Below are 13,735 nucleotides of genomic sequence, written 5' to 3' on the forward strand. Positions count from 1 at the left end.
CAGACACTGCGGGTACCTCAGTCTTTGGAACGTGGGAAAAGTCCGCGGGGGCGAACGAGAAGGACAGCGACAAATGCGATATGTCCCGACAGAATTTGCCATTCGGGGTTGATGGAAGCGCCCAAAGCCTGAGCGACACCGATAATCACCCCACCAGCCAAAGTGCCCCAAAGCGAGCCAAGCCCACCAATGATCACCGCCTCAAATGCGTAAAGAAGGCGTGCGGGGCCAATGCTGGGATCGAAATTGGCGCGAATGCCAAGATACAAGGCTGCAATCGTGGCAACTACCATCGCAATACCTGTAGCGACTGCAAAGACGTTATTGGGGCGGATCCCCATCAGACCCACGGTCTCGCGGTCGTCCGAAGTGGCTCGGAATGCACGCCCAAGCTTGGTTCTGTAGAAGATCTGGTTCAGCGCAAAGATAACCACAACAGCGGATACAAAGGTCAGCAAAGGCATCACCCCAACGGTAACCGGCCCCAGCGCCAAAGACTGTGCCTCGATGGGCCCGGCTGTCAGTTTCTGACTATCCGCTGTGAATATCTCCAGCAAACCATTCTGAATCACCACAGACAGGCCGAAAGTCACCAGCAAGGGCGGCAGGATATCGTCCCCCAGCACACGGTTCAGCAAATAGGTTTGCAGCCCCCACCCCACAGCAAACATGATGGGAAACGCGAGGATCACCGCAACAAACGGGCCGAGATTCAGAGCCGTGCCGATGGACAAAATGACAAATGCTGCCAGTACAATCAGATCACCATGTGCCAAGTTGACAAGGCGCATAACGCCAAACACCAGGCTAAGCCCGGCAGCGAACAGAGCATATAGGCCACCAAGCAAAATGCCCTGAATGAGTGTGTCGACTAAGATCATGCGCTTACCCCGAAATACGCGTTGTGAATCTCTTCTCGCGACAACTCGTCGGGCGTGCCCTGTAACGTCACGCGACCTTCCATCATGCAAAACACCCGGTCTGCAACTCTCATCGCTTGCCCAATATCTTGCTCAACGACGACAACAGAGGCTCCGCGCTCTTTGATCGTCGGGAACGAAGCATAGATTTCTTTGATGACAACAGGTGCAAGCCCAAGGCTGAGTTCGTCACAGAGCAAAAGATCCGGGTTTGACATCAACGCCCGACCAATCGCTACCATTTGCTGCTGACCACCGGATAATGCGGTACCCGGATGATCCCGGCGGTCCTTCAGTGCAGGAACGACTTCGTAAACACTCTCAAGGTTCCAGACCCCATTTCCGGTTCTGGTATGTGCCCCGATCAGAAGGTTTTCTTCCACCGTGAGAGAGGGAAACAACCGTCGCCCTTCCGGGACCATGGAAATCCCCCGCTCCAGCACCTCTGGTGCAGAGAGGTCACCAATGCTCTCACCCCGAAGTTTGATTGCGTCCGGTTTGTTCTTCAATAGACCCGTGATGGCACGCATCAGTGTGGATTTTCCTGCACCGTTCGCACCGATGATGGCAATCGTTTCGCCCTGCTTGATGTCGATATCGACACCAAACAGGGCCTGGAAATCACTGTAGTGAGCCGTAAGTCCGTGAGTGGATAATAGTGGCTCAGTCATACTTCAATCCCCAGATAGATTTCTCGGACCGCAGGGGCGTTCATGACCTCGTCAACCCCTCCGACCATGAGATTCTTACCGAAATTCAACACCATAAGACGATCGACAACCGAGTTGAGAGCATGCAGCACATGTTCAATCCAGATGATTGACGTACCCTGACTGTGGATGTTCTTGATCGTCTTGATCAGATCGACACACTCACCGTCGGTTAGACCTCCGGCAATTTCATCCAACAAGATCAGCTTGGGAGAGGTCGCCATAGCCCGCGCCAATTCCAGGCGCTTGCGCTGCAACAGTGATAGACCACCCGCCAGATCGCGTGCGCATGATTCAAGACCGGTTTCAGACAATATGGACATGCAAAATGTCCCTGCCTCGTATCCCCGATGTTCTCCTCCGAACTGGGCAGCAACCATCAAGTTTTCGTAGACACTTAAATGCGCAAAAGGTTGTGGAATTTGGAACGACCGCCCGACCCCGGCATGAACTCTTTCCATGGGTGTCCGCTGAGTAACGTCCACACCCTCAAGAACGACCTGCCCTTCATCCGGTTTGATATTCCCGGCAATCAGATTGAACAGGGTCGACTTCCCTGCCCCGTTGGGCCCGATAATTCCCAGAGCTTCCCCTGCCTGAACGTCCAGAGACACATCGTCCGTAACCTTCAAAGCCCCAAACGATTTGGATACTGATTTGAGTGTCAGGATAGACATTCGAATCTCCGAACAAAAGGAATTGGCACCGGGCCCGATTGGCCCGATGCTCAAAGGCGCTAGTTGAGGGTTTCGAGCGTACCGTCGAGCGGGATCTCGGGCGCGTTGCTGTTCTCAACGATCAGAAGTTCGAAATCACCACTGTCCTGGCGGCGCCACTGGCCACCGACCAGGGGTGTCTTGGCCACGTTTTTCTGCGCAAATGGTGGCAGGTTGTCTTTGCCCCAACCGATATGGCCAACCACTGTTTCCAGATCGGTGCTGGCAATCGCTTCAGCCAATGCATCTCCGTCTGTTGGGTCTTCGGTGCGCTGAATTGCGCTGGCCGCAACTTCGAAAAGGGCGTGTGTAAAGCCGACGGGTTGCGTCCATTTGCGCTTAGCCGCTGTTTCGAAACCGGCGGCCAGCTCAGCACTGGTTTCACCAGTCAGTGACGATTTGAAGGGGAACGAAGGTGTCCAGTAGACTTCGCAGGTCAAGTTGTTCCCGAGATCGCCAAGTTGCTGAACGCTTTCGGGGAACAACAATGCCTTGGCGATCGAAGCCATCTTTGGATTATAGCCCTGCTGTTTCGCCTGAGTCCAAAACGTGGTGAAATCCGGAGGGATCGGAATGCCCGTAAAAATTTCCGCGTTCGCATTTTTATAAGCGTTGATCTGCGCGCTGAAATCATCGGTCAGGTTTTGGTACCGACCCGGATCGATCAGCTGATATCCTGCAGCCGCTGCAGCCGGTGGCATGCCAACATCACTTGCCCAGGCGTTCCCGTCCCCATCATTGGGCCACAGCGCCCCTAGTACCTTGTTGCTTTCAATGCTGTTCCACATGTTCAGGAACACGGACACGTTGTCTTCCAGCCCCCAGAAGAAGTGGTAGACATAGTCGAATTCCTGCCAGCTGGACGGATCACCCGGATTGCCTTGCTGACCGATGAACCACGGCTGCCACGGAGCCACAGAAGAAATCACCGGGATTTCTTCGGCTTCTGCAATGGTGCAGACAGGGTTTGTAGTTTCAGGTGTCGATGCGACACAGATCAGATTGACCTCATCGCGGACAATCAATTCGCGCGCAACTTCGGCCGCACGGTTGGGATTGGATTGGCTGTCCTTGACGATCACTTCAACATTCAGACCGCTTGCGGCACTGTTCTTGATGAATTGTTCGATGACATAGTTGTCAGCCTCGGAAAATGCGCTGAGCGGGCCGGACTGCGGGCTGACATATCCAATCTTAACCGTTCCGTTCTGGGCCAGGGCTGGCATCGCCAAGGCGGTGGCCCCGGCGGCCGCGCCTGTTTTCAGAAGTGTGCGTCGTGTCAGCATGTTGGTTTCCTCCCTGATGCATTTGACGGTATTTCAGGCTGTTACTCTGGTCGGCGACCTTCAAAGGCCTGCTGCAGCAATTCCCTGATAGCCTGACGTTCTATTGGGCGTGGATTCCAATAAGGATTCTGGGTCGCAATCTCGGTCGCGAGGTCCAGATCGACTGCTTTGACATTCAAATCGCGCAGTGCCAGCGGGGCATTCAGAGATTTCGCAAAATCCCACAATCCTCCGCCAATAGAACCACCGAACAGATCGGCGATCGGTTGCATCTCATCAACCGCAGCAGGCGCGTTATATGCGGCTGAGTGTGGCAACATGATCGCGTGCGTTTCCGCATGCGGCAGATCAAATGTCCCGCCCAGTGTGTGGCAAATCTTGTGGTGCAAAGCCATGCCCACAGTCCCCAGGACCGCGCCACAAAGCCAGGCACCATACAGTGCTTCGCTGCGTGCTTCGATGTTTTTTGGGTTCTCCACAATGCCGGGCAGAGCGTCTCGTAGCGCGCGAACACCTTCCGCTGCCATAAGCGAGGTCACCGGGTTGCGGTTTTCAGAGTAAACAGCCTCGACCGCATGCGCCATCGCATTCAGCCCCGACGTTACGCTCATGCCTACGGGCAGACCCACGGTCAATTCGGGATCATAAATCACAACTTCGGGCAGGATCTTGGCGTGACGGACAGTTGTCTTCAGTCCATTTTCAGTCTGCCCGAGGATCGGCGTGACCTCTGATCCCGCGTAAGTGGTTGCAATCACGACCTGAGGGGTATCATTTCGATAGGCGATTGCCTTGCCGAGGCCGATAGTGGACCCTCCGCCCAAGGCAATAACACAGTCAGAATTCGCTGCTTCATAGGCAGCCATGGCTTTCTCAGTAACATCCACAGGCGTATGCATGGCCGCCTGTGAGAACACCCCAACGGCAAGTGAGCCCAGATCCGCAGCCAGTTTTTCAGCGTCATTCGCCTGAAATGGCGTCGACAAAACCAGTGCGCGGCTACAGCCCAAGCTGCTAACTTCTGCCGCGACATTGGTCGATGCTCCCAGCCCGAATACGATCCGCGCTGGATTTGCGTTGTAGGTAAACCCTGAAAACATGGCGCCCAACCTCACTCAGCGGCTACGGCAACGGCCGTATCCAGGTGCAATGCTGACATGACCTTGTCAAAACGAGATTGGAGATTTTCCGGTGTGTTGGCAGTAATAGCCACGTAAAAATCAGGACGTACCAAGACATATTTCGCGTCGATGTCTTCCAACCAGGCCTTATAAGTCCCTTCGGTGTCGACAACATCATGCTGACCGCCTGGTGCACCAATCTGAACGCCGAAGCCTTCCAATTTTCCTAGTTGCTCACGCTGGGTTTCAGTCAATGCTGCAATCGGGTCCGCCTGATAACCGATCAGAACCCAACCCCGACCAACGGCCTGGTCAAAGCGACCGTTGTTTCCATTGTATTCGACAACGCCTTGCACAGAAAGTTCACCGGCATGAGCGCTTTCATCACACCAGACACCCTCGCCCAGATGGCAGATATCTGTCGGTACCGGCTGATTGTTCCGATGTTTCAGATCGGCGATCATACGCGCGTCGCGGTCAATCGCTTCCTTCTCATCACTGATACAGATGATGCTGCCCAGCTCCTGGCTGAAGTTGATGTAGTGTTTGGCGTGCTCAATGCGTTCTGAGGAGTAGCTTTCCAGCACTTCAAGCCCGGTCTTGCCCTCAAGAATGGCATTCAGACGCCAGCCCATCGCCACTGCATCGCGCAAACCAGCGCACATCCCTTCGCCAGCAAAGGGCGGCATCAGGTGTGCAGCGTCGCCGCCGATGAGGCACCGGCCGCTATGCCATTTCTTGGCCCAGCGGGCCTGAAAGCGATAAACTGCAGCGCGTTCCAATTCAGAGTTTTCCGGGGTCAGCCCCCAGGGCTTCAACAACCTCCAGGCATTTTCCTCTTTCTGAACTTCTTCCACAGACTCACCAGGGAGAACCATGAATTCCCAACGCCGGCGATCCGGGCCACCTTCGACAGGGCCGGGCCCGCCTGGCACAATCGTTGTTGGGCGTTTTGGATCGCACAGCTGCCACTGCGCCGGATCTTCCGGGCGTGAAGCGCAATAGTCGAACTGCGGGACCATATCCAGGATGAGCCAATCGAAGAAGTAACCCTTGTCTTCGTTCTCGATACCTAAGCTTTCGCGCACGAAACTGTTCGCGCCATCGGTTCCAACGGCGAATTTCGCGCGAATGACTTTGCGTTCTCCGTCGGGCCCAAATTCTTCGGGGTTTTGCTTAAGCGACAGCGACACGCCAGTGCTATCCTGATCCAGAGCAACGCCGTCCCAACCGCGCAAGATTGTTACGTCGGGGATTTCACCGGCAATCTTCAGCAAGCGCTTTTCAAGCAGCGGCTGGTTGAACCAGTAACGCACGCGCCAGCCGCTGGCTGATTGGCTCTGCCAGTCAACAATCTGCAGGTTCTGACCATCCCGGTTGCGCCAGTAATACAACTCATCATGACAGTTGATCGCTGAATCGGTTTCAGAATCGATTCCAAGGGACGCCAGAATGCGGGCAATCTCGTGGTCGTATGTAACCGCACGCGGCAGGCCGTAATGCGTGGACCACCGCTCAACCAGAGTGACCTTCTTCCCCTTCTGGCCCAGCAGAATGGCCAGCATGGTGCCAACCGGACCAGCACCTACAATTGCAACATCAGTATCGAAATCACTGTTGGTCGCGGGATGGGTCATCTTTGTCTCCTCCTAAGCCCTTAGCCGTTCAACCAGAGCCCTTAAACGGGCTGGGACGGCCAAAAAGTTACCTCTTCTTGACGCTAGATCGTTTTCGAATGCTCGTCAAGTTTGGATACTATTCGCTATTGGAGGCCACTCTTTCCAGTGAAGGTGAGAAATATTATTGTTTGTTTATCGTAAGTTATGATCGCATTCCGGCGTTTTAGGGTGAGATCCAAAAATACGACAGAAGCAATCCATAGGCTTCAACTTTCCCAATGGTTGTGAAAGAAGTTGTGGCAAAATTCAAAATTGAATATGATTCGATTATTGTCAGGCGGAACTCAAAATGAGCGAAATGATCCCCGTTAAGGAGGGCCGAGTTGCAAAGCGTCAGCGTCGAAATAAACAGGCGCTGATTGGGGCTGCTCGTGAAATCATGTCCGAGCGCGGCGTCGATGCCGCGACCATGTTGGAGATTGCCGAAAAGGCAGATGTCGGCGCTGGCACAGTCTATAGCTATTTCAAATCGAAAGACGAATTGGCAATCGCCGTTTTGGAAACCCTGATGCATGATCTGGCGTTGAGGATCGAAGAGGTCACGGACACGTTCGACGACCCCGCCCAGGTCTACGCCTTTGGTATTAGAACCGTGCTCGATACAGCAACAGGCGACACGCACTGGAAACAGCTTTTGCACAGATCTGAGGTCATATCAGACACGATGTTCCGGATGATGGGTCCCTTCGCCATTCGCGACTTGAGGCGGGCCTCACAGGCCGGTCGATTTCAGGTCTCTGATGCCGAGCTGGTCTGGAGGTTGACCACACATGCCCTGATTGGTGCCGCCCTTGCGATAACCAATGACAATGTCCCTCACAGCAGCAAAAGCCAAATCATCACCCAACTTTTGTGCATGACGGGAATTGGCAAGAATGCAGCGGTTGAGCTGGCTGCGCGTCCACGTCCGGAAATCAGTGGTCAATAGCACCTACGCTTCAACGCCTACTGCCCAAGCATGAGGTTCGGCAGCCACAAGGTCAACGCAGGGAAGAAAACGACCAGGGCCAGCAAGACAGCCAATGCGATTAGGAACACTCCGGCTTCACGCACGACCTGACCAACTCTGGCACCAGACTGGGCAGCGGTCACGAACAGCAAAATGCCAACCGGTGGAGTAACCAGACCAATCGCACCGGCCAGGACCACCACAAGTCCAAACTGAACTATATCCACCCCCGCCATGATCGCTGTAGGTGCCACAATCGGGGCCACAACGATTGTGATGATCACCGGGTCCAGTACCGTCCCCAGAATCAGCATAAAAACCGCCACAAGCGCCAAAAACATTGTCGGAGTGGGCTGAATCCCATTCACCATTGAAACGAATTGCGCCCCAACCCCAATGCGTGCGGTGATCCAGATGAATGCACCGGACACACTGACGATGATCAGGACCTTGGCGCTGTCAATCGCCGCATCCCCAAGCGCCGCACAAAAGCTGCGCAGCGTCGTCTCGCGATAAATGAGAAGTGAGACAATTATCGAATACAGTACGGCAATCGAACCAATTTCTGAAACAGTTGCGAAGCCAGATACCATCCCTCCAATGACGACAACTGGCAGGATCAGCGCAAGGATACTGCGCCGCAATGCGACCCAAACCGCACGCCAGCCCTGCCAACGCTGAGCGGGATATCCGCGCTTGATCGAAACGACGATCGATACGCCCAAAAGGAAAACCCCCATGAGAATCCCGGGCAAAATCGCAGCCACGAAAAGTCGCGTGATATCTGCACCCGTAAACAGCCCAAAAACGACCATCGGAATTGAGGGGGGAATGACAATTCCGATGGTCGCAGAGGCTGCAGTCACCGCCGCCGCGTAGGCAGGGCTATACCCATCGCGTTTCATTGCGGGGATCATTACTGATCCAACTGCGGCGACATCAGCTATGGCAGAGCCTGAGATACCGGCGAAAATCATGCTCGACCCGATATTGGCATGGCTCAATCCACCCCGGATATGCGCCAACAGAGTCCGGGCGAGATCCAGCAATCGCGCACTCATGCCTCCGGCGTTCATGATTGTGCCAACAGCCATGAAGTAGACCAGCGCCGTAAAGGCGGAATTGTCGAGGCCCTGAACCAATCCCTGCACCACGACCGAGGGGCGCATGATCGGTGCATAGACAAACGCAAAAGCTACGACCGAAAGTGCCATCGCATAAAACACCGGAAACCGTAGCAGCATCAGGACAATCATTACGGCTACGGTAAACGCAGTCTCTAACACGGCTTCAGTCCTTTTGAACGAGTGCCGTGATACTGACCAAGATCAGTAAAAACGACCCCACCATCACTGGAAAGAACTTCTGGTTTGCATGCGCGCCAGGTATTGATGTCAGATCAATCTGCGCATAGCGGGCCGCAGCCTCAGACGCGTGATACAACAGGAACCCACCGCTCACCGCCATGGAAAGCTGTAAAACAATTTGCCCTACCCTGCGCAGGGACCGGATGTTTGGCACAGGTATGAAATCGACGGATATATGCGAACGTTTCATCCACAACAGCGGGGCGCCCAGCCAAGCCAACCACATCAACCCGATTGTTGAAACATCTCTTGCCCAAGGCAACCCCAGCGCAAAAAAGTAGCGCAGAATGACCTGCGTAGACTCCAGCAACACCAACCCGACCAAAAGCCCCCCCAGCACAGCCCGCAAAAACCATGTAAGGGAGGTGTCGATCTGTTTAGACCAATCAACGACGTGCAACATGAACCTCAGAGACCTCTGATCTGGTCGTACAACCCAGCGGGCCACATCTCTCCGTCAAGTTTTTCGATGACTGGGGCTATGGCCTCCTGAAAGGCCTCAATATCCGGCGTCGAAATCGTGACACCACGCTCCGCCGCAAGCGCCTGAGCGGCCTCCATCCGGGCTTCTCCGGCCGCGTTTATAGTCGCAGAAGTGACAGTTGCGGCTTCGGTCACCCAACCCTTTTGCTCCTCTGTAAGTGTGTCCCACTTTCCACCTGACATCCAAAGCCCCATGCCGGCATGGACGGTATTGATTGGCGCGTAGTAGGGACTGGCCTCATCATAGCCCGCGTCAAGGTAGTCTACGAGACCTTGATCTTGACCATCTACCGTTCCGGTTTTTAAAGCGATCATAAGTTCGGGCGACGGGATCGGTGTCGGCACCGCACCAAACGCTTCATAGGTGGCTACGATAGCCGGGTGCATGGCCACACGCACCCTTTGGCCCGAAAGGTCTTCGGGTTTGACAACTTCAATATCACGAGTGGAAACCGCACGTGGATAGCGATCGCCAACATACCCGACATAATGAATTCCGGTCGCAGTGTCAGCGCGGTCCATCATGGCCTTGAACAGCTCGCTTTCTGTAAACCGGTGTAGATGCGCTTGATCTTCAAACAGATAAGGCGCGAAGAGCACTGAAAAGTCCGACGCTTCCTTCATGAAGCTGACGCCGACAAGTTCAAACAGATGCAGATCCAGATCACCGGCCCGCAGTTGAGCCCAGTGATCCGGAATACCCCCCATTGCGCCGCCGCCGACAATATCCACGGCAACCGTTCCGCCGGATAGGGTGTCCAGTGACTCGGCAAAAATCTCGGCGCTTTCCTGAAACACCGAATTCGTTGGTGCGGTATGACCTAACAAAAGTGTGACATCTGCTGCATATGCAGCGCCTGCGCTTAATGTCAGTGATGCAATAGTACCGTTCATCAATCTCGTAAGCATTCCCATGAGTTTTCCCCTCCGTATTCGGTTTCAAACAACCCTGAATTAATCCAATCGGCATCTCTCTAAACTGGACAGCCATTGGCGCGGTTGTTTCCGGGGCCGATCTCAGAATTCACATTGAGCGCATCAGAGATGTCGCAAGCCTTGCAAGCTGACGGCACATCGATAGCGTTGGTCTACATTTCGAACCTATTAGCCAAAACCGCCCCCAATTCGGCTAACGATTGTAGCCTAATGTCGTAGAAACCATTGTGTGTAATACATAATTTTTGCCCCATTAATATCCTATTGGATATGTATTAGAAAACTACTAAGAGGTTGCCGCAATGGAAATCCCGAGACAGCTCCCAAACCTAGTGAGCGAGGAAAAGGCACTCAATCTAACCTGAGAAATCCGCCTTAGGTCGGTCATCCTGGCCAGGATGACGCATCGCGCTTGTCAAAAAAGATGCAAAACTTCGGTTTTTGTGCAGACTAGAAAAGAAACCGAAGGGAGAATGCGCATGTGCCAGGTATTTGCCGGTCAAGACCCGGAACGTTATGCGAGCGCAACGCGGCGCATTCGTATTAATGGCCAAAGCACGAGCATCAGACTCGAAAATGCATTTTGGCAAGTCATTGATACGATTGCGGATAATGACGGGATGACGACACCGGTTTTCATCTCGAAGCTGCATAGCGAAGTTCTGGAGCTTCGCGGAGAACCCGTTAATTTTACGTCGCTTTTACGCTGTGCCTGTTTGAAATTCATGGAGATTTCTACCCATGATGAACAGCCAGCGGTAGCCGCGGAATAGCCGCGGAGTTCTTAGAATATAAATTCTGCAGGGTAGTAAGCCTATACTACCTGCCTAGCCAATGATGGTCTGTAGACTGCTTCTGTCACAACAGAAGGGGGAAGCGGGCTTTGGCAAAAGCAATACACTCGATGATACGTGTTCTGAACGAGGCACGATCCGTCAGCTTCTACGGCACAGCATTCGGCCTCAAAGTTGCCGATCGTCTTGATTTCGAGAATTTTACGCTCGTTTATCTCAGCAACTCTGAAAGTAGTTTCGAGCTGGAACTGACCATCAACAAAGGCCAGACCGAAGCCTATGAGCTGGGAAATGGTTACGGCCATTTTGCGGTGTCTGTCGATAACCTTGATGAAGAACATGCGCGGTTCGAACGCGAAGGGTTATCTCCACGTAAGCTCGTCGAGTTTGCCCCGGACGGCAGACTTGTCGGCCGCTTCTTCTTTGTCACCGACCCGGATGGCTATGAGATTGAAGTTCTCGAACGGTCTGGTCGCTTTCAGTAAAATCAAAGGGAGGAAAAGATGGAGAGTTTAAAACGCCGGAAGGGACTGACACGTCGACAGCTTTTGTCCAATGCGACAGCAATAGGCGCGTCCTTCGTCGTCGGTGCAACATTCATCGCCGCACCAAACGCAGCCTGGGCCGTCGAAACGTCAGTTCTAAAGCCCGAGACATTTGCAACGCTGGTTCAGATGGCACGCGATATCTACCCGCACGACAAAGTGGGTGACGAATTCTACGTGATCGCGGTCAAAGGATATGACACCGACGAAGCCGCAGCATCTGTCGAGGCCGGTATTGACGCCCTGAACGCGGCTGCACAGGGCAAGGGATATGACAGCTACCTGGGCACCGGCTGGGAACGAGATCGCGTCGATATTCTGCGCAGCATGGAAGATAGCCCGTTTTTCCAGACAGTTCGCGGTGGTCTTGTGACCGGTCTTTACAACCAAAAAGCCGTTTGGCCAATTTTTGGGTATGAGGGCTCCTCTTTCGAGTTCGGGGGGTACATCGACCGAGGCTTCAACGACATCAACTGGCTTTAAAGGGAGAGATGGCACCATGACGGCACCTTTTGATCTCACCGACGACAGCGTTGTTGTCGTAATTGGAACCGGCGCTGGCGGCGGCGTTCTGTCAAACGAATTGGCGCAGAAAGGCATTAGTGTTGTCGCGCTCGAAGCTGGCGGGCGATACCTGCCAGAAGATTATGTAAATGACGAATGGGAAAGTTTCGGCCAGCTTGCCTGGGTCGACCCTCGAACGACATCGGGTGACTGGCGTGTTGCAAAGGATTTTTCTGGCCTGCCTGCCTGGATCGTCAAGGCCGTTGGCGGCACCACAACGCATTGGGCCGGAGCGTCGCTGCGCTTTCAGGACCACGAATGGAAGGCCGCGACGACCTATGGTGACGTTCAGGGCGCAAACCTATTGGACTGGCCCATCGACCCGCGCGAGATGGATGATTACTATACCAAAGCCGAAAACAAACTGGGTGTGACCCGAACCGGAGATCGTGCCGGCTTGCCGGGAAACAACAACTATCTCGTCTTCGAAAAAGGCGCAAAGGCGCTTGGGTATGAGCAGGTTAATACCGGTCGTATGGCAATCAACTCTGCCGAAACCGAAGATCGCTTGGCCTGCCAACAAACCGGGTTTTGTTTTCAAGGATGTAAGTGGGGTGCGAAATGGTCCGCAGCGTACACTGATATCCCTGCAGGCGAGGCCACCGGCAACCTAGAGGTGCGCGAAAACTCCCATGTCGCACGCATCCTGCACAATGATGAAGGCAAAGTCACCGGCGTCGAATACTTCGACAAAGATGGCAATCTTCAGATGCAACAGGCCCGTGTAGTTTGTGTTGCGGGCAACTCGTTCGAAAGCCCGAGAATGCTTTTGAACTCTGCTTCTTCGATGTTCCCTGACGGTTTGGCAAACAGCTCTGGCCAGGTTGGGCGGAACTATATGCGTCACATGACCGGTTCGGTCTATGCTGTCTTCGATCAACCCGTGAAAATGTGGCGCGGCACCACGATGGCAGGGATCATCCAAGATGAATCACGTCATGATCCAAGTCGCGGTTTTGTCGGCGGTTATGAACTTGAAACTCTGGCTCTTGGGTTGCCATTCATGGCGGCCTTCTTGGATCCGGGCGCTTGGGGGCGTGAATTCACATCAGCTTTGGATTCATACGAGAATATGGCCGGTATGTGGATCGTTGGCGAAGACATGCCACAAGAAACAAACCGCGTTACGCTCAACCACGAAGTGAAAGACCAGCATGGACTGCCAGTCGTGAATGTACATTTCGATGATCACCCAAATGACATTGCAATGCGCAATCACGCCTATGCGCAAGGCGCTGCTGTCTATGAAGCGGTTGGTGCGACACGGGTCTTCCCGACGCCACCTTACCCCTCCACCCATAACCTCGGGACAAATCGAATGTCCGAGAATCCGCGGGACGGCGTAGTGAATAAATGGGGCCAGACCCATGACATTTCCAACCTCTTCATCTCGGATGGTTCGCAGTTCACAACCGGCGCTGCCGAGAACCCGACACTGACCATTGTGGCTCTTGCCATCCGTCAAGCCGACCACCTTGCCGAACAAATGTCAGCGGGTAATCTCTGAAACTTTATTTGCGTGCCCGGGCAATCCGGGCACCAAAACATCATATTTGGATCGCATTATTTCAGCGTGAATCCGCTGGATTTTGAAGATACAAGAAAAACTATGCCAGAGCCCATGTTTTTAAGGGCATTTCATCGTTGTATTCGGTGCTCAGCCTA

14 protein-coding genes are annotated in these 13,735 nt (G+C 53.9%); 5 read left to right on the plus strand and 9 right to left on the minus strand.

Annotated features, from left to right (window positions below; genetic code table 11):
* Positions 1 to 17 precede the first annotated feature (17 nt).
* Genes AC2FH0_RS06860 through mhpA form a run of 6 tightly spaced genes read right to left on the minus strand, consistent with a single transcriptional unit; the run spans position 18 to position 6,390 of the window.
* Positions 18 to 881, minus strand: coding sequence for a branched-chain amino acid ABC transporter permease (locus AC2FH0_RS06860; protein WP_496703055.1), 864 nt, complete (start codon positions 879 to 881; stop codon positions 18 to 20).
* Positions 878 to 1,591: an ABC transporter ATP-binding protein gene (locus AC2FH0_RS06865; RefSeq protein WP_496702030.1), complete on the minus strand. Its 714-nt coding sequence runs from the start codon at positions 1,589 to 1,591 to the stop codon at positions 878 to 880. Before AC2FH0_RS06865 ends, AC2FH0_RS06860 begins: the two co-directional genes overlap by 4 nt.
* Positions 1,588 to 2,307, minus strand: coding sequence for an ABC transporter ATP-binding protein (locus AC2FH0_RS06870; protein ID WP_496788894.1), 720 nt, complete (start codon positions 2,305 to 2,307; stop codon positions 1,588 to 1,590). Before AC2FH0_RS06870 ends, AC2FH0_RS06865 begins: the two co-directional genes overlap by 4 nt.
* A gap of 59 nt (positions 2,308 to 2,366) precedes the next feature.
* A complete protein-coding gene (locus AC2FH0_RS06875) occupies positions 2,367 to 3,632 on the minus strand; it encodes an ABC transporter substrate-binding protein (protein WP_496702034.1) in 1,266 nt (421 codons plus the stop codon).
* Positions 3,633 to 3,673: 41 nt separating this feature from the next.
* Complete coding sequence (locus AC2FH0_RS06880; protein WP_496788896.1) at positions 3,674 to 4,747, minus strand: maleylacetate reductase; 1,074 nt, start codon at positions 4,745 to 4,747, stop codon at positions 3,674 to 3,676.
* Positions 4,744 to 6,390, minus strand: a complete 1,647-nt coding sequence (mhpA, locus tag AC2FH0_RS06885; protein WP_496788899.1) for a bifunctional 3-(3-hydroxy-phenyl)propionate/3-hydroxycinnamic acid hydroxylase MhpA — start codon at positions 6,388 to 6,390, stop codon at positions 4,744 to 4,746. The genes AC2FH0_RS06880 and mhpA overlap by 4 nt, the downstream gene beginning before the upstream one ends.
* Before the next feature lie 331 nt (positions 6,391 to 6,721).
* Between mhpA and AC2FH0_RS06890 the strand changes: the two genes are divergently transcribed.
* A complete protein-coding gene (locus AC2FH0_RS06890) occupies positions 6,722 to 7,360 on the plus strand; it encodes a TetR/AcrR family transcriptional regulator (RefSeq protein ID WP_496702039.1) in 639 nt (212 codons plus the stop codon).
* Between the two features lie 17 nt (positions 7,361 to 7,377).
* On the opposite strand, the gene AC2FH0_RS06895 is transcribed toward AC2FH0_RS06890, so the two are convergent.
* Genes AC2FH0_RS06895 through AC2FH0_RS06905 form a run of 3 tightly spaced genes read right to left on the minus strand, consistent with a single transcriptional unit; the run spans position 7,378 to position 10,146 of the window.
* The gene (locus tag AC2FH0_RS06895) at positions 7,378 to 8,667 is read right to left on the minus strand and encodes a TRAP transporter large permease (protein WP_496788900.1); all 1,290 of its coding nucleotides are present in this window, start codon (positions 8,665 to 8,667) and stop codon (positions 7,378 to 7,380) included.
* 4 nt (positions 8,668 to 8,671) lie between these two features.
* The gene (locus AC2FH0_RS06900; RefSeq protein WP_496703044.1) at positions 8,672 to 9,151 is read right to left on the minus strand and encodes a TRAP transporter small permease; all 480 of its coding nucleotides are present in this window, start codon (positions 9,149 to 9,151) and stop codon (positions 8,672 to 8,674) included.
* A 5-nt stretch (positions 9,152 to 9,156) separates the two neighbouring features.
* A complete protein-coding gene (locus tag AC2FH0_RS06905; RefSeq protein WP_496788902.1) occupies positions 9,157 to 10,146 on the minus strand; it encodes a TRAP transporter substrate-binding protein in 990 nt (329 codons plus the stop codon).
* Between the two features lie 500 nt (positions 10,147 to 10,646).
* Between AC2FH0_RS06905 and AC2FH0_RS06910 the strand changes: the two genes are divergently transcribed.
* From AC2FH0_RS06910 to AC2FH0_RS06925, 4 genes are all read left to right on the plus strand, one after another.
* A complete protein-coding gene (locus tag AC2FH0_RS06910; protein WP_496697140.1) occupies positions 10,647 to 10,940 on the plus strand; it encodes a ribbon-helix-helix domain-containing protein in 294 nt (97 codons plus the stop codon).
* Positions 10,941 to 11,050: 110 nt separating this feature from the next.
* Entirely contained in the window at positions 11,051 to 11,446 is a 396-nt protein-coding gene (locus tag AC2FH0_RS06915) for a VOC family protein (RefSeq protein ID WP_496705248.1), read from the plus strand.
* 18 nt (positions 11,447 to 11,464) lie between these two features.
* Positions 11,465 to 11,989, plus strand: coding sequence for a twin-arginine translocation signal domain-containing protein (locus tag AC2FH0_RS06920; protein WP_496702048.1), 525 nt, complete (start codon positions 11,465 to 11,467; stop codon positions 11,987 to 11,989).
* 16 nt (positions 11,990 to 12,005) lie between these two features.
* Positions 12,006 to 13,577 (plus strand): GMC family oxidoreductase, encoded by a 1,572-nt coding sequence (locus AC2FH0_RS06925; RefSeq protein ID WP_496702050.1) that lies wholly within the window; start codon positions 12,006 to 12,008, stop codon positions 13,575 to 13,577.
* The last annotated feature ends 158 nt before the right edge of the window (positions 13,578 to 13,735 follow it).

Source organism: Ruegeria sp. CDSC051 (genome assembly GCF_059610665.1).